Genomic DNA, 20,504 nt, shown 5'->3' with positions numbered 1-20,504 from the left:
GGGTTATTTAAAAAACGCTCAATGAAATACTCATAAAGGCTGCTGTTATTGTTTAGTGCGTTAGTGCTTGAGATATTTACTCTTCTAGCGCAGCAGCTTTAGTGAATACATCTTCAGGTTCCTCAGCCCTAAGCGCGATTCCTAACACAATTAATCCTGGCCAGTATAAGTAAGCTAAAATCTCTAAGTTTTCCCCAAAAGTGTACAGACCCAGCATCAATAAAATGGCCATGCCGACTCTGGCCATTGGCTGGCTAAATAATCTAATTAGTAGCATGATAAAAGTAACTAACATAGGTATTGCCAAAGCTATCGCGCCAACAACTCCTTTAACAAATAATAATCCATACCAAGTATGGTGAGATCCAATGGGCATGTACTCCACCATATGGGGGCCGCGCTCTACAATGCCGTGACCAAATACTACCGCTTCGTTCATCCAGCGCTCTAGTGCTATATCAGCTAACGATTGGCGAACTCTTGTGGAGTCTGCTCGAGCGGCTTTAATCGCAGTAATGCTAAGTTGTATTCTATTTATGGTTGCTTCGCCAACCACGCCTACAAGTAACATTAACGGGCTCAGTAATAAATATAACCAGGGCGATCGCACGAATCTAAACATGGTAAAAAAGCCAATTAATGCCAAATAGCAGACTAAGCCAAGGCGTGATTGAGACATTAATACCATCAGTAAACTGCCGGCGATGCCCCATCTTTTCCAAGAGGTATTTTTCTCTTGCACTGCAAAAATGAAATATAAGTTACCCAACATGCCAAGGGCTGGGGCCCAAGGGGTAAAGAGTCGCCACCGGGGGACACCACTACCAGGATCTATCTCATATAAACTGACACTGAAAAACTCAGGCCCAGGCCCACCAATAATACTGATTGGCGATACGTATAATGTGCTGGGTAAACCGATTTTCCAGGCGATTAGAAACAGCGGGAAAAGTAAGATGGTGTGCTTACATACCTTACAGCTGGCGCGATAAATGATTTCTGGTCTAATCGACATACAGCCAATCAGAGGGAATATTGCTAGTAATGCCCAGCCTTTTGCCCAGCCGATAGAAGATTTAATCAGTTTACCTGCGCCTAAACCAAATTGCAGGTGGCCAACAACTAACGCGATTAACATCACCCACATGCCCAATAACCACACGTAATGACTAATGCTGACTCTATAGGCAGGTTGGCGTGAGATTTTTTTATATATTAAGCGTAAAAATAGTATCCAAGCAATCACAGGTGCAACGACATATAACGCACCAAACAACCAAAATAAGTAACTGTAACTTATGCAGTTGTAGATGATTTTTTCGTCAACATTTTGCGCAACAATGGTTTGCGGATCCATAGAATGCTCAACCCTACCAGTGACATGAAAGAAGCGCTTAACCCACCAAATGTAATTAGCATAATCGCTAACTTATCAGATGATGAAGGTAAACTCGGAGAAGACAATAATTGCAGCATTGGATAGGCCGAATAAATATCAGATTTACCCACATCCATTTTTGCCATTGCTGAGGTTAATACCGCAGAAGCTAATTGATGTTCACGCTGTAAATCAGCAAGCTTAGCAGCATCATCATTGCTGTATTGTAAGCGTTTTTCCCACTGATTAATTTGCTCAATCAAAGAGTCAACTTCTGATTGTGTTGCAGAACGATTGGATGAGATAGCAATAAATTCTTGCATCATTACCGCTCGGCCATCGACATCATCCACGGTTAACATCATCAGTATTTTTTCATCTTGGTAACCAATGACAGTATTAAAACGTTTTTTCATACTATTTAAAATACTGTCTAGCTCAGCTTTAAGCGATACCAATATAGGGTGACGGCTGCCTAAAGTCCCTGCATTTTCAATGTAGGTTGTATTGGCGGTATTGTGTTTTTCAAGTAACTGCTGAAATAGCTTATCGTTGTTGAGTTTAAGCAATATGGCCGCTTGGGAATCAGTGATACCAAGGTGTTTTTCATATAATGCATAACTGGCGTTTAACCCTTGCAGTTTCGATGACATCGTGACTTTACTATGGCGTAAACGTTCAATGGTAACGGCAAGTTCTTTGAATTGATCTAAAGTGACCAAGCCACGCTCAGATTGGAAATCAAGTAATTGATTTTGAGTTTCTTTGACGCGAATATTATAACTGTTGAGTCCGCGTTGAATGCCACGTTCGCGTAGACTAATCTCATCAGCGCGCAGATCATCTAGGGTGTTTTGCAGTGAGCGATACATGGCCCAAGCGCGTTCTTGTGCTTGTTCAGGTGATGAACCTTTAATACTAAACTCCATTAAACCCGTTTGGCTTGGCAGTTTGAGTTTAGGATTTTGAATTTCACTGGTTGGTACTTTTAGATAGTGCGCAGTGCTTTGTTTTAAAATACTGCTCATCGATATCGCTTTATAATTTTCTCTTGGGTCAATGGCGGAACTGGCGTATGGCGAGTTACTCAAACTGCTTGCTTGACCTAAGCTGTCAAGGCTTAGCGACGAACCTGCTGCAGCGCCGGGTAAAATAAGCACCCATTTACTGATGTATTTTGTGGGTGTTAAAGCAATGAAGATAGCGACAAGAACCCATATGATTAATAACGCACCAATTGCTGTTTTAAGATAAAGACGTTTGCGTGCTTTAGGGGTTAACTTACTGCCCTCTAAAGTGGCGCGTTTAATCCAGAATAAGTAAGCCAGCTCAGAAAAGCTTGTTTGCTCTGATTCAGTTTCCTGTTCACTTTCAAGTTTGTTCTCAGGTTTTGTATCAACGATAGCATCGGTAACAAGTTTTGAATCATCTTGAGCGTTTGGCTCATTGTTATTATTAGTCTTTTCTGAGCTCATAGCTGTCTCCTTACAACCAACCGATAAGAGTAGTAGGAACTACTAATTCAGTTATTGTTCTCGCTATTTCACGCATGTTGGTTACACGTGAGTCATAACAAGCAAGTCCATCACCCGGTAACAACACAGGGTTTGATTCATCATTCCATGCCGTTTGGATTAAGCCATCAATTGAACGTTCAACAACGTCAATTTGATTTGATAAAGGGTTTTTAGTCACGAGAATAATGTAGCGACTGGCATTCGTTGTTTGTGCACCACCAACGCAGTTAGCTGCAATAGCACCATTTAACAAGCGGGTACCATAGGGGAAACGCGTGGCCTCACGGTCAACTGCAGACTGACTATTTGAGCTTGCTGGTTGCGTTAAGTTTGACATAAATACCCTGATCCCTGGTGCTGTCAGTTGAGAAGGTCTTGCTAATTGTGCATTAAATGAATGCGTTGAAGGAACATGTACATGATCGCCAGCCATTAAAGTCATGTTTGGCACTTTCTCTCCAGTTAGCATACCACGTAAATCCATATTGAAAACCTGACCGTTTCGAATCACTTTTATTGCCGAAATATCAGCATCTGGACGAATGCCTCCTGATGATTTTACTGCTGAAGCGACACTACGTTTAATCGCCTGGTCACCAGAATAATTGCTGCCGTCATCTTTCATTTCAATGGGTAATTTTTTATTAATCATGTGTTGGCCTGGTTCAAACACAGCACCAGAGGTGGTAATTTCAATCGGTGCCCAGCTAATCGGTAAAATGCTGATACGTACCGCATGCGCTAACATCAAGTTCTCATCAACCAACAAATCATCGATGGTGTTATTAAGTTGCTTTAGGGTTAAGCCTTTTGCTGAAATAGCCGGTAGATAAGGTAGATATATATTACCGTCGGCATCAATCTCAACATCTTTACTGAACTCTTCGCCATTTAATATTTTTATTGAAATTTTATCGCCAACAGAAAGTGATAGTGCTTGCTTGGTATCGACTATCATCGCTTTGTTACCAAAAATAGGCGCGGTAGGAAATGTCGTGTGGTTTGAAGTGACGGCGCTAACCTTTCTGTTATAAGGTGTTGTTTGTCCGAAATAATGACAGCTAGTCATTTGATTATCTAAATCGCAAACGTCTTGCTGAGCGGGCTGCGAGGGGGTTACGCAAGCGGTTAAACCTGCGATCATAGCGAGTGAAATGAGTGATTTGATAGTATTCATTTTGATTTGCCCCTTAACGTCCTTGATGTAGACTTTCTTAGCTAGCTAATTGAGAGATGATTTTTTCATCAAAAGTAGATGCTTCAACAATGCTGCTGTGACGCAAAAAATCTAACGCTAGCTCTTCAGTTTCAAAAATTTCAAAAATATGGTGTAAGCGTGTTAATTCAATTAACGCTCGCACTGCAGGGGTTGGTGATAATAAAACGATATTGCCTTGGTAATTCAAAGCTTGATTACGTGCAGATATCAGCACCGATAACCCACTTGAATCGATGTACTCTAAATGCTGCATATCGATAACTAAACGGGTATGACCTCTATCTATATAATCAACAAGCGCTGCCCTGTAAGTTGGGGTATGTGCCATAAACATTCTAATGGGTAGTGTTACTACGCTCGCATGTTGCGCTACTTTAAGTTCGAATTTCATAACCTGCTCCTATACATCTTTCGATGTGGTAAACCTTGATGAAGTAAATTGCGATGAGATAAATGAACTTTGAAACCATCTATTTTTTCGTAATCTTACTTTCTTAAACTATAGGTAGCAGGATGCGTGCCAATTATTTAATTGATTCAAATCATTGGTTTAGGGTTGTTTGTTTTGATTTAGGATTAACGAGTTGCTTAATGCGAAGAAATTATTGCGCTTTGAAAGCGTGGTATTGCAGAATGCAAAAGTACTGATTATTAATTGAATAGTTAATATTCGCAATTTGCAGTATTTGTTTAAGCGTATTGCTGGGTGAGGATAGACTGAGTAGATATGATATGAATTTTCGATAAAAGCAGGATTTAAGTTAGCATTATTTGATGGCGTTGCAGTTAATGCACTGAACTCTTTTTCGTTATACGTATCTTAACAATACTAAAAAAAAGGCCAGTACATATGTCGCTGCAAAAATTGCATTGATAATAAATAAGCTAGACCAAAGCCAACCGGTAAATTGTCTTTTAGTTCTCTTTTTTTCTGTTCTTAAAATGATGGATGTCGGAATAAGTAAAAGAGCTGAAACAGCGAAGAAAGAGAAAACGACAGCAACACCAATACCTAAGCTAGAAGAACTCGGTTCACCCAGCATTAGGTCATCATAAAATAAAGATAAATACCAAGCACCAATGACACTGAATATGAATCCTATTATTTGAGCAGGTTTCATTAGCCTCCATGGATATTTTCTTGTTAGCTAAGCTAAATATAAAGTGCGATTTATTTTGTACCTATTCACAAATAGGCATTAACATTCTCTAAATTCAAAATCGATAATCGGCCTAGCGTTTACAGCCACGGATTGGCGATAGCGTAAATAGCATTGCAGTGAACCCGCATCTTCATCAAAACTGCCATGCCAATATATCCAAGCTCCAGGATAAACACTTGCTCGGCTGTGCCAATCGCTATCTCGTTGATTATTATTCCAATCACCTTCATCAAAATCAATTACTGCACTAATGCCATTTTTAGTGCCAGCAGGGTAACCATAAACAACCTCAACTAGTTGACCATTTATCATGATTTCTGCAGACGGAGATTTTTCCACTCCCTCAATCACTGATTTACTGTATACCAATGTTGAAGTGCTATTGATAACTCCTTTTAAGTTTTCAGAAGTTGCAATTACTCCCTCTGAACTTAAATCGAGAAACTTAGGAGCAGCCGATACCGCCAATACACCAAGAATAATAATAACAACGACTAATTCGATAAGAGTAAAGCCGCTGGTTCTCGCTCTGTGCATAGATATAAATATCCTTATTTATTTTACTCTGGGTAGCTTACTGTAATTATTGATAAATATATACGTACTGGATTAGAAAAAATGAGACTGAGAAGGTAATGCGGAAATATTTATGTTAATTAAATTCCAAACTTAATAGCGCATATAATGCGCTTCGAGTGACCATATCTTCAATTTAACGAATTGCCTGCTGCAGGTGATGTATAGGATATACGAATATCGCGATGACATGTTTGTGAAATAGATACCTTATGTGCAGATGCATCCAAGACTCGCCGTGAACACATTCCCCTTGTTTTGGAAGCTCGCTGCTGCATCTATACTGGTATTATTGTCTCTTCGATTTGACTGCATTCGTGGTAATTAAAAGAGCTAAAGTTAGAAAACCCATAAATTTAAGAATCTAAAAGACTCAATATGTATTGAGCTCATCGAGAAAAGGCTGTGAGCTTGGCATGGATGCCACAAGCTAGCTTTCGTTGGGGCAGGGAAGGCCCGTCGGAAGCGTTAGGTTTTTTCGACAATGGCCGAAGCTGATTCATTAATCCACAATAAACGAGTTAAAGCTGGATTAATTCCCATCGAAAATTATGTGCTTTCAGCATTTTTCCCTTTTAGTCTGGTGTGGGCGAAGCGCCATATGACTTTGATTTGTTCAAAATTACAAACAAGGAATAGGACGTAAGTTAGTTAAGCCTATTACCCACTCAGGAAGATAACGGCACCACGACGTAATCCAAAGGTAAACTTAATCCCTATGGTGGCTAATGAAACTGGCAGTTTCATCGTGCCTGTCTAGTTTTTAAGGCATATATGCCTAAGTAACTTTCCTCTTTTATAGCAGTTTCCCCCCCAATATTACATGTTAGCCATAATTTCACTTAATAAGATACAAAATGTAACGAGCTCCATCTTGCCTTATTATCAATCTCGAAAGTATTATAACTTCGGAGTAACATTCTTCAATTTAAGAAGTACTAATAATCAAGATTTAATAAACGGAATTTAAATATATGAAATGGACTTTACCGTTTGCAGTTTTATTAATCACACTATGCTTACTCACTGGATGCAGTGATTCAGATAGTAGTGATGAGCAAAAATTACAGCGAGAAATTTGGAATGTAGTCGGTAACCCCAAGCTATGTCATAGTGTTATTCCAAGATTTTGTCTCGGGTATACACTAGAAGGAAATGATGAAGAAAAAATATTGTATGCTCCTGTAGAAGGATATAACCATACTTGGGGGATAAGTGACAGAATAGAAATTGAAATAAGTCCAATTTCAAATCCACCTGCCGATGAATCGAATATGAAATATACCTTGTTAAGTATTATCAATAACGATACAGATCCTCTAGGTAGCATTTATACTTATAATGATGTTCCTTTCAATCCCAACACTTTTATTCAAAAGGGTGATATATTTTTTATTTTAGGCTACGAAGTAAATTGCGCTGCGATGTTATGTAGTGAACTTTTGGACTTGGCAGAAAATGATGTCATTCTTAACCTTGAAATAAAATACAATAATGAAGGTGAAATAATTCGTTGGTTTTAGTTTTTTTAATAGGTTTTTTTAATAGGTTTTTTTGATGACATCTATCTTTTTCATAAATAGTCTCAATTTAAGTGCTTAATCCTCGAATATAAAGATCAATAGTCGAACATCCAAGGCCTCAGAATTTACCACACCATTAACGCAAGTTATTAAACAAGACTGGAGAGTGTTTGTTGATAAAGATTGAGAACCTGCATAGCCCAAGTTGTTTATGAAAAAGACATTCAAAAATGATAGGAGTGGCAGTCGTACCATTTTCTGACTACGTAACTGAATAGATGCCAGAGCTCAATTTTTGATTATCAGTATCTTTGCCCAAAATATTAGATGTCTTAAAAAGCTTTTAGGTAACTCGAGAGGTTTAACAACTGACTTTATGCACCCAAACGTTTTAGTGACGTCGAAATAGAGGGCAGCTTAGAGAATCTTGTCTACAGTTTTTTACTGGCTTTGTTTCATAGCTTCCGTTTTTCGGCATAAATCGGCTCAACCTACCTAATGTAAACGAGAAAAGACCGAGGATAAGTATAATTCGAATGTAGCGTAACTAAGCAGGCACAGGTGCGGAATTCATTAGGGGCGCTTGCTATCACAAAGATAGCAAGCTCGTACTTTAATTTAGACCAAACAAGGCAGTACAACTGCTTAGCGGTATATTATTGGCATCAATAACAACAGCAAGTGGTATCGTTTAGAAGTAACTAAGGTTAAACGACTTGGTTAGGCTGACTATTGCCATACTCACTAGGAGTGTCCATAAATGGACATGTTATTCTCCTTATTTTTTGTAAATCACGCCACCCTTCATTACAAAATCAACATCAAGTAACTCTTCGATGTTCTCTAATGGGCTTGCGTCTAACGCAATAATATCGGCATATTTTCCAGCCTCAATAGTGCCGAGTTTATCGCTCATATCAATTAAGTCTGCGGCATTCACTGTGGCAGACTTCAAAATATCTGCAGTCGTCATGCCAGCTTGATACATCAATACTGCTTCATGTGCATTGATGCCGTGCTTAGATACGCCACTATCAGTGCCAAAAGCGATTTTTACCCCTGCTTTATATGACTTTTCGAAATTTTCCAACATATCAGGTCCAACACGTATAGCCTTTGCTTTTATTGGATCAGACATAAAATCTGAGGTTTCGGCCATCTCCACAACGGTCGCCCCAGCTAACAAAGTGGGCACTAAATAAGCACCGGTTTTCTTGAATAGTTTAATTGTTTCTTCATTGGCATAACTGCCATGTTCTACGCTATCAACACCCGCCCTTAATGCGGCATTAATCCCTTCAGCGGCATGAGCATGACTGGCCACTTTACGACCTAAACCATGAGCAGTATCTACAATTTCCTTTAACTCATTATCTGTCATTTGTTGGCCAGTACCTGTATTAGTGTCAGATAATACCCCACCCGTTGATGCAACTTTAATGGCATCCGCGCCATATTTAATGGCTTCTCGCGTTATTTTGCGGCACTCATAAGGGCCATCACATATTGTTGTCGAGGACTTTAATGCAAGTAAATCTGGAGCCATTCCATCAACATCCAAATGCCCTCCGGTAATCGCAACGCCTGCAGCAGCAATAATGCGTGGGCCTTCAATCCAACCTTTTTCAACGCCATCTCGCAATGCATACATTTGTTCAGGTTCGCTTAATAAGTCGCGTACTGTTGTAAACCCAGACAGCAGGGTTGTCTTAGCGTAATGAACGCTTTTCATTGCGATATCGGCATCCGACAATTTTACAGTATCTCTAATATTGTTAGGTCCTAGTTGCATCTGTAGATGAACATGCATGTCCATCAAACCAGGCATTACAAAACTGTCTGAAAGGTCAATCAAGACTGCATCTTTACCAAATTCATTGGCTGAGATAAATCCCTTCTTAACAGCTGTAATTTCACCATCTTCTATTACGACAGTGCGATTAGTTAATGGCGCTTTGCCCGGTGTTGCCAGTAGTTCACCTGCATGTATGACCTTAGTATCAGCGATCGCAGACTGGCTAAGTAGTGCTGCTAGTGCAATAGATACTGCTGTTAAGCCTTTAGTAACGCTATATTTTGTGAAAGAAGTCATCATCATTGTCCGACATTGTTATTTTTATTGAATTGGTCATTAATATATAGAATAAACACAGAATGTAAATATGAATTCACATCGTGTTGTCATTTACGCTGCATGTGGTAATTTAAGAAGATTGTGCAAATAAAACATACGCAGTTAACAATAAATAAAGCGCAACGACTTTCGAATAAAGGACTTTATTACGTGATTAAAATGAATAGAACCATCGGTATTTTATTAATTGCACCTTTCGCATCAGCGATAGCGTTTGCTCAAACGTCTGATTCCTTACTGCAATTAGAGGATGTATTTAATTTAGAATACGCTTCAGGGCTGACAATCAACAATGACGGTGATGAGGTATATTTTGTTCGTAACTATATGGATATACAAACAGATAAGAAGTTGGGCAATATATGGAAAGTAGACAAAAACAAAAATCTTACGCCTGTAACCAATGGTCTGCATGTCGATTATTCACCCACACTATCACCTGATAACACTAAGCTGGCTTATATTTCTACCGCTAGCGGCAAACCTCAAATTCATATGAAATGGCTATCAAGTGGCGATACAGCCCAAATGAGCCATTTAACCCATGCTCCAGCTAATTTATCTTGGTCACCGAACGGTAAACAACTGGCTTTTACACGTTTTGTCGACAGTAAACCGAAATCGGTAGTGTCGTTACCAGGTATGCCAAAAGGCGCTAAATGGGCAAAACCAGCAATATTTATTGATGATATGTATTACCGCTTTGATGGAGCAGGTTTCAGTAAGCAAGGTAACAGCCATATTTTTGTCATGTCTTCAGATGGTGGCTCTGCCCGTCAGCTCACATCTGGTCAATTTGATCATGGCGGTAAACTTAGTTGGAGCAAAGACGGTAGCCAATTGTTTTACGCCAGTAATAAACGCCCTGATAGTGATTTAGAGTGGACTGATAACAACATTTATTCGCTCAATTTAAAAAATAAAAAAACACATCAATTGACTGATCGTGTTGGGCCCGATCGCAGTCCAATGGTGTCACCTAATGGAAAAATGATTGCTTATTTAGGTGCCAATCAACACTATAAAAATTATGAAAACACTGAGCTTTATATCATGAATATTGATGGCTCAGATAAACGCTCATTAACCGCAAACTTAGACCGTTCAATTAATAGCATTAAATGGGCTGACAACAGTAAAGCGGTTTATTTTAATTACCATGACCATGGTGAAACCTATGTCGCTTATCAACCTTTAAGTGGTAAACGAAAAATTGTAGCGCAAAACCTTGGTGGACTTTCTTTTGGTCGTCCGTATACGGGGAGTCAGTTTGATGTCGCTGAAGATGGCACGATTGCATTCACATATTCAAACCCCCAACGTCCTGCTGATGTCGCTATCACCAAAAAAGGAAAAACAACGCAATTAACCGCGCTTAACAATGACTTTTTAGGCTATAAAACGCTTGCAACGATAAAAGAACTCAATGTTAAATCTTCATTTGATCAACGCAACATTCAAGCTTGGGTCGCTTATCCGCCTGGTTATGAACAAGGTAAAAAATCGGGCAAAACCTACCCATTAATTCTAGAAATTCATGGCGGACCAGTCACAAACTACGGCCCACATTTCTCAGCTGAAGTTCAACTAATGGCAGCGAGTGGATACGTTGTGGTATATGCCAATCCTCGAGGCAGTGATAGTTACGGTAAAGAATTTGCACAAACTATTCATAATAATTATCCAAGCCAAGATTATGATGATTTGATGTCTGTAGTTGACGGTGTGATTGAGCAAGATGCCATTAATAAAAATGCATTGTTTGTTACTGGTGGATCAGGTGGTGGGGTATTAACGGCGTGGATTGTGGGTCACACAGATCGCTTTAAAGCGGCTGTCGTAGCAAAACCTGTTATCAACTGGTTTAGCTTTGTGCTTACAACTGACATCTATCCTTTTGTTATTAAAAACTGGTTTGAAAAAATGCCATGGGAAGACAGTGCTCACTATATGAAATTGTCACCTATTAGTTATGTCGGCAATGTCACGACTCCGACAATGTTACTTACAGGAGAAGCTGATCAGCGCACACCAATAGCTGAAACAGAACAATTCTATCAAGCACTTAAATTACAAAACATCGACACTGCAATGGTTCGAATCCCGGATTCACCGCACGGGATTTACAAAAGACCCAGCAATTTAATGTCTAAAGTTGCACATATACTTTGGTGGTTTGATCAATACAAAACTGAAGAATAAATACTTATAGCTATTTATTACTCATAAGCAATAGACAATAAAAAGGTGACATCGGCTAAATGCTGTCAGCTCATCAGCAATAGGAGATTGGGAGTCTTTATATTTGCAGTTGAATTGCCCTGAATATAGTACTTAAGGGTTAAAAAAGTGTGAGATATGTTTATTGATGAAGGTTTAAAAACCACATCAGAAAAAGTCGTTTTAAGGGGGGGGGGGAGATCGAAACCTAAATATGGTGTCTCATATTATCAGGTGGTAGCCAATGAGATTGGAAGACGAATTCTAGTTGCTGTCGTTGTGTCCGCTTCTCATTGGGTGTTTTTTGAAGAATACATTCAAAAATGATAGGTGTGGCAGTCGTACCATTTTCTGACTATGTGACTGAATAAATGTCACATAGTCATTATTGATTATCAGTATCTTTGTCAAATCCCAACTTAAAGTGGCCAAATGGGTGCTGATCACCTCAAAGATCTTCAAAAAGTAGCCTAGAGGTCTTTTATTGTTTCCGCATCAGTAAATACATCGCAGCGCTCAGGAGTAGCAAGGCTATAAATGTATATAACCAGTTAACATCGACTTCATTGCCACCTGTTATTAATACAAATACAGGGATCAGAAATACATAAGCTGAAACTTGCTGCGGCGCTATGTTTACGCTCGCTTTTTGAAACAAAAAAAAGCTTATAGCAGTCGCAAATATAGCAAGGTACAGGCAGGCATACCAAGCATTGCTGGATACTTGTAGCCAATTAAATTCAATAATTTGTGGTGCGAGGCATATTGATAAAATAATGGAGGCAGCGATTAAACTCCAGCCCGTAAATACCATAAAGTTCTCTTGGCGATAACAAGCTTTTATGATTAGAGGGTTAGCAGCCATCCCGATGCAACCAAGCATAAATAGGCTGTAGCCATTATTCCATTCGAAATCCAAGTTATTACCTGATTGCTGCATGACTAAAAAAAGTGATGCGCTAAACCCGACCACGAGTGCGATCCAATGGATTAACTTACCTATTTTTCTATGAATTAATACGACTAACAGTGCCGTCATTAACGGCACAGCGGTATAAAGTGCGCTGGTAGAAAATGCTGAGGTTTGGGTTAGGGCGCTAAACATAGCGGCAAAGTATGCCAGTGAGGGTAAACAGACTAAGGTATAGCGTATTAGGCTTTTACCTGTAGGTAAGTTTAAACGACGGTTAAAGGCTAATATCACTACAAACAGAAGGGCGGCAATAATGTATCTAAGCCATGTGGCTATCATTGGCGGCACTTCTAGCATTAATTGTTTGCCAACAGGAAAGGTCATCGCAATGATGAAGGTAAAAAACAGCATTTGTATATGGGGGAGTGCAGACTTGAACATGGGTAAACCTTAAAGGAAAAAAGGGACGAAAACTCGTCCCTTTAGAAAATGATAGCTAGGTTGATTTTCCAACTAAACAGCCAAAGAAAAGAACAAGCCTGCAATGGTGGCACTCATTAGGTTTGAGCAAGTTGCAGCCACAACAGTGCGTAAACCATACTTGGCAATAAAGTCTTTTCTAGATGGACACAGTGTACCAAGCCCACCAATTAAAATCCCCATCGAAGCAAGGTTAGCAAAGCCACACAAAGCAAAACTGATGATAACTTTACTTTTATCTTGGAGTACATGTAGCCCTGCAGCGGTGACTTCAGCACTGTCTTGTAAATAAGGTGCTAAATCGCTGAATGCTACAAACTCATTTACAATCAGTTTTTTTCCTATCATCGAACCCGCAATGGCAATATCGGCAAGCGGTACACCTAACAAAAACGCCAGTGGAGCAAAAATCCAACCAAGGATACCTTCAAGTGATAACTGCAATCCAACAGCATCACCAGCACTACCTAAAAGTGTATTAACTAAAGTAACTAAGCCAATCATCGCAATCAACATTGCACCGATAGCAGCTGCGAGTTTTATTCCACTGGACGCACCTTCACCGGCTGCTGCAAGTACGTTTACAGGTGGTTTTTCATCAAATTGAACGTTTTTGTCGATGGTGTAAGTGGGCGTTTCGGTTTCTGGTAAAATAATTTTTGCAAATAAAATACCACCTGGAGCTGCCATAAATGACGCCGCGAGCAAATATTCCATATTAACGCCCATCATCGCATAACCAGCCAGAACCGTGCCCGATACTGACGCCATGCCACCACACATCACCGCAAAGAATTCAGAGTCACTCATTTTCGCCATGTATGGCTTAATGACTAGTGGCGCTTCACTTTGACCTACAAAAATATTTGATACAGCGGACATGGATTCTGTTTTAGATGTACCTAAAACTTTAGCCATACCGCCACCGATTAATCGAATAATAAATTGCATGACGCCAAGGTAGTAAAGTACTGCAATCAGCGAGGAGAAAAACACCACTAAAGGTAATACGTTTAAAGCAAAAACAAAGCCAATTCCCTCAACTGAGAAGTTAACTAAATTACCAAATAAGAACTGAATACCGGCTTTACCGCTATCAAGTACCACATGTACGCCATGTGACATTGCCTCTAATACCAGACGGCCTGCGGGGACATACAGTACCAAGGCACCAATGACAATTTGTAGACCTAAAGCAGTCCCTACGGTGCGTAGGTTAATGGCACTACGATTTACTGAGCAGGCATATGCGATACCCAGTAGTACAAGCATTCCAATAAAACCGATAAACATCATGCTATTACCCTCTATGCTTTATTGGTGCTAGCGACAAATGCATTGATTAATTTTAAGAAGTCGCCTTCTGCTAATTTGGCACACTTAAGGGTTTGCTCGTGTGACAGTGTTACATCACCAAGGCCTTCAGCCATGTTGGTAATTGCGCAAATAGCTAATACGGGTAAACCGCAATGGGCCGCCGAAATTACCTCAGGAACCACTGACATTCCCACTACATCACCACCAATGATTTGCATCATGCGGATTTCTGCTGCAGTTTCAAAACAAGGTCCTGGATAAGACACAAAAACGCCTTCATTTAGAACGATATTTTCTTTATTCGCGATATCTAGGGCTTGTTGGCGCAGGTCAAAATCATAAGCATTGGCAATACTGAAAAAGCGTGGCCCATATTTGTCATCATTTGGACCAGTTAGCGGTGTACTTGGCATGGTGTTAATATGGTCTGAAAATACGACTAATGAGCCGACATCAATGCGATCTGGACGTAAAGAACCCGCAGCATTGGTTACCAGTAACATTTCGCAACCTAGGGTTTTAAAGGTTCGTACTGGGGTGGTCATGACTTTCATGGTTTCGTGTTCATAGAAATGGCCACGGCCTTTCATACAGGCAACGGGAACACCATTTAAATAACCAAGTACTAATTCACCACTGTGACCTTCTACAGTACTCACAGGGAAACCATCGAGCTCTTGGTAACTTATACTGACTTTATCTTCAAGTTTATCGGCAAGTACACCTAAACCAGAGCCTAAAATCATGGCTATTTGAGGTTTAAAGCCTGGCTTATAAGTTTCGATGGTTGCGACAGCATTTGGGACTGGATCGTATAGAGACATAATTAATTCCTAAGTGGATTTGCTATTGAACTCACGGTATACCCAAGCCATATTGATTAAAATCACTATAAACAGTGTCTATGTGCTCTTTTTCAGCACTGATTTCTCCATGAGCTAAATATGAAATAATTTTAGCCTTAACTATTTGAAAAATAGTATTTACTTAAATTTGGTTAAGGCTGTAAGGTGTTTTTTATCAATAAAGTGGAAAGTAAAGTTGTGAACTCAGACACGAAAGTCATTCCGACGGCGCAAACGAGTTTAAAAAACTTGTTTTGGGCTGAACGCGTCAGTATGAAAATGCTGCGATATTTTTATGTGGTGAGTCATAGCCAAAACTTGACCCAAGCCGCCGAGCGATTGCATATTTCTAAGTCACCGTTAAGTGCGCAAATACGAGAATTAGAAGCGATTCTCGGGGTTGAATTGTTTAATCGCGAACATCGAAGTGTGCAGTTAACCTCTACGGGGTTATTACTACGCCAAGAGTGTCAAAGCATCTTTGAGGTGATAGACAGTTCAATTAATAAAGTGACCCAATATGCGCGAGAAAAACAAGGCCACTTGCGTTTAGGTATTGTTAGTTCGGTCTTTTTGGCTGGTTTTGGTAACGCCTGCCAACAGTTGAAAAAGCAATATCCTTCGATTCAGTTTGAGTTTATTGAACAATCACCGAAACAGCAGAAAGTGGCATTGATCAATAATGAAATTGATATTGGGTTAGTTCGCTATGCAGATACACTTGATATTGCTCCAATTGAGTCGTGTAATTTGTTTAATGAACCTATGGTAGTTGCTCTGCCAGATAATCATCCACTGAACAAACGTAAGACGTTGTGCTTATCAGAGCTTGCCGAACAAGAATTTGTGATGATGAGTCAGACCAACTCGGCTTCTGCGCATTTAGTGATTAATCATTGCATCAAGAAGGGTTTCTTACCGAAAATCATTCAGGAGGTGATTGAGCCGATGACCCTAATGAACATGATAAACAGTCATCAAGGCATTTCTATTGTACCGCAAAGTTTTAGTCATCAACCTTGGCAACATGTGCGCTTTATTAAACTCAAACAGAATATTTGTGCCAATATCTGTGCTATTTATCATCCTCAAAAAATGACCCTTGAGCGACAATCACTGATCCAGTTTCTGCATTTATCAATGAATTCTGCTCAATCTATATCTGCGCAGTCCTTGTGATATAAAGCCCGCTTGATATTTAGCCCGTTAATTTATTTAAACGGGCTAAATATAATCTTTATATCGTTGAAATTAATACTCTCTTTGCACACTTTGTTGCCAAAACTGTTTCGACAAATGCGCGGTCTTATTGGATAAACGGGTCATTTGCTCACATTTAATGCTTGCTTGATCTGTTTGCGCTAGGCTGGTATTGGATAACTCATTAATCATTAAGATGGATTGACTAATCGCTTCAGCTACTGAAGCTTGTTGGCTCATGGCGGTGGCATTCATTTCAGCCATAGCGTGAATAGTATCCAAAGAGGCGCCTAATTGCTCAAAGGCGCTGTCAGCATCTTCGGCCAGCTTGACTGAAATATCAGCTTGCTTTTGCCCCGCATCCATTGCTTGGGCAGCGTTTTTTGTACTTTGCTGAAAGTTGCTCACAATGCTACCAATTTGAGTGGTGGATTCAGTGGTTCGCATCGACAATTGACGCACTTCATCAGCAACCACTGCAAAGCCTCGGCCAGACTCTCCTGCTCGGGCCGCTTCTATGGCGGCGTTCAACGCCAATAAATTAGTTTGCTCAGCAATACCTTTTATCTCACTAAGTACAGTTGATATAGCATGACTGTCATGTTCAATTGATTCAACAATTGTTGAGAAATGGCTGACTTCTTGTCTTAATTTATTAATGGCTGCAACCACGTTCACCATACGTTCCTGACCTAATGTAGAAGCGTTATGGCTACGGGTAATTTCTTGAGCTGTGTTATGAGTGTTATCACTGACTTCAGTAAAGCTGGTGGTCATTTCCTCCATAGCCGTGGCAACCTGAGTGGTCTGCTGGCACTGGCTTTCAGCACGCTGGCGCGTATCAATAATAGTCTTATTAAGTTGTTCACTCTGTTCAGAGATAGTGGTGGCGGAATCTGCCATACGGCCAACAACGCCACCCGTTTCAGTAACTAAATAATTGAGTGCTAAATCGATTTTGTTGATGTCTGTTTGACTACCACTAAAGATGCCACAAGCAATAGGATCATCGATGATTTTAGTGGCTTTAGTGGCTAATACTTTCAAAGGTTGGCAAAGATGGTTTATGCCAAAGCCTGCGACAAGAGTACCGATTGTAGCCGCAACAAGACTGAGTATAGAGCTTGAAATTAAGCTGGTGGCAGTCACAGTAACTAATAGAATAAACATCGCCCATAAACAAAGTTTGCCGACAAAACTCATTAGCGGGCTAGCTAACTCTTTTGGCGCGATATCAGCATTAAGCTGTCGATAAACGTTTTCAGCCGTTGCAATTTGTGCCCTAGTCGCTTTGCGGCGAATAGACTGAAATTCATGTAATTGACCATTTTCATATACTGGTGAAATATAAGCATTTACCCAATAATACTTGCCTGTTTTAGTGCGGTTTTTAACGATACCAATCCAGGGCTTTCCTGAATTAATACATTGCCACATCGACTCAAAAGCTTGCGGCGGCATATCAGGGTGACGAACTATATTATGGGGCTGACCATGTAGTTCATCAGCGCTAAACTCTGATATGTCGATAAATTCTTGATTGGCGTATTTAATATTTCCTTTGAGGTCAGTGGTCGACAAAAGAATACAGTTACTAGTGAGTGTTTGCTCACTATCAATAATAGGCTGATTTGTACGCATGGTAACCATTGAAAGTATAAAATATGGTTACATTTTGCCTGAGCTTTAATCGTAATAATTTGATAAAGGTCATATATTCACGATCTGTTTAAAGCTTTAAATATTAGCATTTCAACATGTTAGCTTAAAAATGAGCCTGTATCACCGAGTTTTATTATCGTGAGGATTAATCGTATTCAAGTTTAGCTAACTCTGTTTTTAAAGTGCAATCAACAATGCTCAACCAAACATTATGCTGGTCACTAATATTGGAGTGCAAACCTGTTATGACTACTGACCTTGCACTTCTTTTGTTTGTTTTTACCCTTAAAGGGGCGAAACTTCGAGGTTTTAATCTGCAGCTTATTTAAAAACGTAACCACCAATCAAATCCGAGGTATTAAATTTTATAGAAAATCTTTTTAAATCAGTTGTTTAAATGTAATTTGATTATGGTGGATTATTGTAGTTAAAGATTACGTCACCAAATTTATAGAACAGTAAACTGTCGTTTTAACCCAATTGCATACTCAATCTCAAGTGAGTCCCTAATACTGTGGCCTGTTGCTGAACCTGATCCATCCATTGGTGCATGATCCATAAGCCTCTGCCGTTTGCTGTACTATTATCTGGGCATACTTTAGGTGCTGGTAATGAAGTGAACTCTGAGTTATCGAGAATATCGATAATAATATGACTATTTTTGTACTGCAGCATAACAGTGACATCATCAGCGACTTCTGAGCAATGCTGTTTTACATTATTTGTCGCTTCTAAAATACAAGTAATGAGCTTAAAGCGCTGCAGTGAAGATAATCCGTTACGACTGAGAAATTGTTCTAGCTCATCGTAAACTTGATCAGCTGTCATTGAATTTAAGGCTAAGTTCAATTGTAGGTTATTCATAGTAAATCCTTAAAACCCTTAAGGGTGTGTTAATTATTTAATGCCAAATTATTTGGCTCTATTATTAACTGCCATTAATTATTTCCGTCCATTACTCCATCGATTACTTTCACTCAATACTTTTATTCAGTAATAGACCGGCTAGGATTCCGGTGCGGTGAACAGTAACAATGACATGTCATCTTGGGGTTTATATTGCTGCCATAGATTTAATATATAACTTAAATGTCTTAGGAATTTACTTGCTGGCATGGCTTTCGCTGAGAAGCAACGCTGCTTTAAACGATCTAAACCAAACATACCGAATTTAGGGTTATTTACTTCGTATACGCCGTCTGAAAATAACAATAGTTGCTCGCCAGGATAAAGTTGATATTCCCCGCTTTGGTACTGACAATGTTGATCAATACCAATGGGCAACCCTGTAGGTACATCAATGGTTTGTACATCAAGTTTTGAAAGCACTAAAGGCAAAGGGTGTCCTGCATTACATAATTGCAATTGGTGAGTGTTGGTATTTATTTTGCCAATCATAACGGTAGCAAACTGGCCAAGGTTACCGGGATCATCAAACATGACATTCAATAAGTTCATGACTTTTTCTGGTGATTGTTGCCAGTCCATTCTTTGTGGTGACAAGCCTTGAGCGAGGGTAAAACTCAACATGGCAGCACTCGCCCCATGTCCAGATACATCGATGACATAAAAGCCAATCCATTCTTTATCAATTTGAAAGCATTGCAAGATATCACCAGCAAGTTCAGTGGCTGGCTCAAAGTAATGCCGAATGGTCCAATTATCAAATGACAGGTTACGCTTGGGCAGTAATGATTGTTGTAACGTCGCAGCTTGCTTAAGTTCAGACTGAGTTTGCGTGAGTAAACTTTGCAGCTGCTGTTTACTCTCAGTCACAGACTTTTTTGCTTGTATTAGCCTCACCGCCGCTTGGACTTTTACTTTCAGCACTGATGCGAGAAACGGCTTGGTAATGTAGTCATCGGCACCCGATTCCATTGCATAAATCATATCTTGGGTCTGATCATTACCGGTAAGCAATAAGAAGTAAGCGGCATCATTCTTAGCTTTAACTCGTTTACAAAATTCAACCCCATTCATTTTAGGCATACGCCAGTCACTGATAATTAAATCAAATTGATGGGTTCTGCATTTTTCTAAAGCCGCTAAGCCGTCTTCACATTGAATAATGTCAAATTCAACATTTTCAGGCTGAAAGCTACGAATAAGGCTGGCAATGTAATAACGCTCGCTAAAGGTATCTTCCACTAACAGTATGGAGATAGTTGTAGGCGTATTAGCATTTTGCATGGGCTATTCCCTAAAAGAATGGATATCTGCGTAGATAAAGCAAAGCTTGTTCCATAATTTATAAATTGTTTTAAATTAATGCTTTATATTTAAATACAACTTTAAATGGCTTTTTTTAGTAATGGTTTTTATTCCTATTTGCATAATGGTAATAATCTTTTGCAAAA

The 20,504-nt window shown here is 39.5% G+C and carries 16 protein-coding genes; 3 read left to right on the top strand and 13 right to left on the bottom strand.

Annotated features, from left to right (window positions below):
• Positions 1 to 76: 76 nt before the first annotated feature.
• The 6 genes from FPK91_RS06610 to FPK91_RS21205 form a co-directional block, all read right to left on the bottom strand.
• Positions 77 to 1,357 (bottom strand): O-antigen ligase domain-containing protein, encoded by a 1,281-nt coding sequence (locus FPK91_RS06610; RefSeq protein ID WP_144209681.1) that lies wholly within the window; start codon positions 1,355 to 1,357, stop codon positions 77 to 79.
• Entirely contained in the window at positions 1,297 to 2,853 is a 1,557-nt protein-coding gene (locus FPK91_RS06605; RefSeq protein WP_227006705.1) for a GumC domain-containing protein, read from the bottom strand. Before FPK91_RS06605 ends, FPK91_RS06610 begins: the two co-directional genes overlap by 61 nt.
• A 10-nt stretch (positions 2,854 to 2,863) precedes the next feature.
• A complete protein-coding gene (locus FPK91_RS06600; RefSeq protein ID WP_144209678.1) occupies positions 2,864 to 4,072 on the bottom strand; it encodes a polysaccharide biosynthesis/export family protein in 1,209 nt (402 codons plus the stop codon).
• A 37-nt stretch (positions 4,073 to 4,109) separates the two neighbouring features.
• Positions 4,110 to 4,505, bottom strand: a complete 396-nt coding sequence (locus FPK91_RS06595; protein ID WP_144209675.1) for an STAS domain-containing protein — start codon at positions 4,503 to 4,505, stop codon at positions 4,110 to 4,112.
• Positions 4,506 to 4,923: 418 nt separating this feature from the next.
• Entirely contained in the window at positions 4,924 to 5,235 is a 312-nt protein-coding gene (locus FPK91_RS06590; RefSeq protein ID WP_144209672.1) for a hypothetical protein, read from the bottom strand.
• Positions 5,236 to 5,313: 78 nt separating this feature from the next.
• Positions 5,314 to 5,814, bottom strand: a complete 501-nt coding sequence (locus FPK91_RS21205) for a type II secretion system protein (RefSeq protein ID WP_144209668.1) — start codon at positions 5,812 to 5,814, stop codon at positions 5,314 to 5,316.
• 1,013 nt (positions 5,815 to 6,827) lie between these two features.
• Between FPK91_RS21205 and FPK91_RS06580 the strand changes: the two genes are divergently transcribed.
• Positions 6,828 to 7,376: a DUF4377 domain-containing protein gene (locus FPK91_RS06580; protein WP_144209666.1), complete on the top strand. Its 549-nt coding sequence runs from the start codon at positions 6,828 to 6,830 to the stop codon at positions 7,374 to 7,376.
• 778 nt (positions 7,377 to 8,154) lie between these two features.
• On the opposite strand, the gene FPK91_RS06575 is transcribed toward FPK91_RS06580, so the two are convergent.
• Entirely contained in the window at positions 8,155 to 9,468 is a 1,314-nt protein-coding gene (locus tag FPK91_RS06575) for a metal-dependent hydrolase family protein (protein ID WP_144214219.1), read from the bottom strand.
• Between the two features lie 201 nt (positions 9,469 to 9,669).
• Between FPK91_RS06575 and FPK91_RS06570 the strand changes: the two genes are divergently transcribed.
• Positions 9,670 to 11,712 carry a S9 family peptidase gene (locus FPK91_RS06570; RefSeq protein WP_144214217.1) on the top strand — a complete coding sequence of 681 codons (2,043 nt, stop codon included), beginning with the start codon at positions 9,670 to 9,672 and terminating at the stop codon, positions 11,710 to 11,712.
• Positions 11,713 to 12,211: 499 nt separating this feature from the next.
• Here the strand turns inward: FPK91_RS06570 and FPK91_RS06565 are convergent, their stop codons facing one another.
• The 3 genes from FPK91_RS06565 to xapA all read right to left on the bottom strand — a co-directional run bounded on the left by FPK91_RS06565 (position 12,212) and on the right by xapA (position 15,264).
• Positions 12,212 to 13,084 carry a DMT family transporter gene (locus tag FPK91_RS06565; RefSeq protein WP_144209664.1) on the bottom strand — a complete coding sequence of 291 codons (873 nt, stop codon included), beginning with the start codon at positions 13,082 to 13,084 and terminating at the stop codon, positions 12,212 to 12,214.
• A gap of 72 nt (positions 13,085 to 13,156) precedes the next feature.
• A complete protein-coding gene (locus tag FPK91_RS06560; protein WP_144209661.1) occupies positions 13,157 to 14,419 on the bottom strand; it encodes a NupC/NupG family nucleoside CNT transporter in 1,263 nt (420 codons plus the stop codon).
• 11 nt (positions 14,420 to 14,430) lie between these two features.
• Entirely contained in the window at positions 14,431 to 15,264 is an 834-nt protein-coding gene (gene xapA, locus FPK91_RS06555; RefSeq protein WP_144209659.1) for a xanthosine phosphorylase, read from the bottom strand.
• 219 nt (positions 15,265 to 15,483) lie between these two features.
• Between xapA and FPK91_RS06550 the strand changes: the two genes are divergently transcribed.
• Positions 15,484 to 16,464: a LysR family transcriptional regulator gene (locus FPK91_RS06550; RefSeq protein WP_227006704.1), complete on the top strand. Its 981-nt coding sequence runs from the start codon at positions 15,484 to 15,486 to the stop codon at positions 16,462 to 16,464.
• Between the two features lie 72 nt (positions 16,465 to 16,536).
• Here the strand turns inward: FPK91_RS06550 and FPK91_RS06545 are convergent, their stop codons facing one another.
• From FPK91_RS06545 to FPK91_RS06535, 3 genes are all read right to left on the bottom strand, one after another.
• Positions 16,537 to 18,126 carry a methyl-accepting chemotaxis protein gene (locus tag FPK91_RS06545; protein WP_144209655.1) on the bottom strand — a complete coding sequence of 530 codons (1,590 nt, stop codon included), beginning with the start codon at positions 18,124 to 18,126 and terminating at the stop codon, positions 16,537 to 16,539.
• Between the two features lie 492 nt (positions 18,127 to 18,618).
• Positions 18,619 to 19,011 (bottom strand): ATP-binding protein, encoded by a 393-nt coding sequence (locus FPK91_RS06540; RefSeq protein ID WP_144209652.1) that lies wholly within the window; start codon positions 19,009 to 19,011, stop codon positions 18,619 to 18,621.
• Between the two features lie 141 nt (positions 19,012 to 19,152).
• Entirely contained in the window at positions 19,153 to 20,337 is a 1,185-nt protein-coding gene (locus FPK91_RS06535) for a SpoIIE family protein phosphatase (RefSeq protein WP_144209648.1), read from the bottom strand.
• Between the last annotated feature and the right edge of the window lie 167 nt (positions 20,338 to 20,504).

Origin of the sequence: Shewanella donghaensis (assembly GCF_007567505.1) — a bacterium.
Taxonomy (GTDB): Bacteria; Pseudomonadota; Gammaproteobacteria; order Enterobacterales; family Shewanellaceae; genus Shewanella; species Shewanella donghaensis.
This window is presented reverse-complemented; position numbering and strand designations above follow the sequence as displayed.

Coding starts and splice junctions, on each gene's coding strand:
- FPK91_RS06610 (WP_144209681.1), bottom strand. CDS start 1,357: ATGGATCCGCAAACCATTGTTGCGCAAAATGTTGACGAAAAAATCATC.
- FPK91_RS06605 (WP_227006705.1), bottom strand. CDS start 2,853: ATGAGCTCAGAAAAGACTAATAATAACAATGAGCCAAACGCTCAAGAT.
- FPK91_RS06600 (WP_144209678.1), bottom strand. CDS start 4,072: ATGAATACTATCAAATCACTCATTTCACTCGCTATGATCGCAGGTTTA.
- FPK91_RS06595 (WP_144209675.1), bottom strand. CDS start 4,505: ATGAAATTCGAACTTAAAGTAGCGCAACATGCGAGCGTAGTAACACTA.
- FPK91_RS06590 (WP_144209672.1), bottom strand. CDS start 5,235: ATGAAACCTGCTCAAATAATAGGATTCATATTCAGTGTCATTGGTGCT.
- FPK91_RS21205 (WP_144209668.1), bottom strand. CDS start 5,814: ATGCACAGAGCGAGAACCAGCGGCTTTACTCTTATCGAATTAGTCGTT.
- FPK91_RS06580 (WP_144209666.1), top strand. CDS start 6,828: ATGAAATGGACTTTACCGTTTGCAGTTTTATTAATCACACTATGCTTA.
- FPK91_RS06575 (WP_144214219.1), bottom strand. CDS start 9,468: ATGACTTCTTTCACAAAATATAGCGTTACTAAAGGCTTAACAGCAGTA.
- FPK91_RS06570 (WP_144214217.1), top strand. CDS start 9,670: ATGAATAGAACCATCGGTATTTTATTAATTGCACCTTTCGCATCAGCG.
- FPK91_RS06565 (WP_144209664.1), bottom strand. CDS start 13,084: ATGTTCAAGTCTGCACTCCCCCATATACAAATGCTGTTTTTTACCTTC.
- FPK91_RS06560 (WP_144209661.1), bottom strand. CDS start 14,419: ATGATGTTTATCGGTTTTATTGGAATGCTTGTACTACTGGGTATCGCA.
- xapA (WP_144209659.1), bottom strand. CDS start 15,264: ATGTCTCTATACGATCCAGTCCCAAATGCTGTCGCAACCATCGAAACT.
- FPK91_RS06545 (WP_144209655.1), bottom strand. CDS start 18,126: ATGCGTACAAATCAGCCTATTATTGATAGTGAGCAAACACTCACTAGT.
- FPK91_RS06540 (WP_144209652.1), bottom strand. CDS start 19,011: ATGAATAACCTACAATTGAACTTAGCCTTAAATTCAATGACAGCTGAT.
- FPK91_RS06535 (WP_144209648.1), bottom strand. CDS start 20,337: ATGCAAAATGCTAATACGCCTACAACTATCTCCATACTGTTAGTGGAA.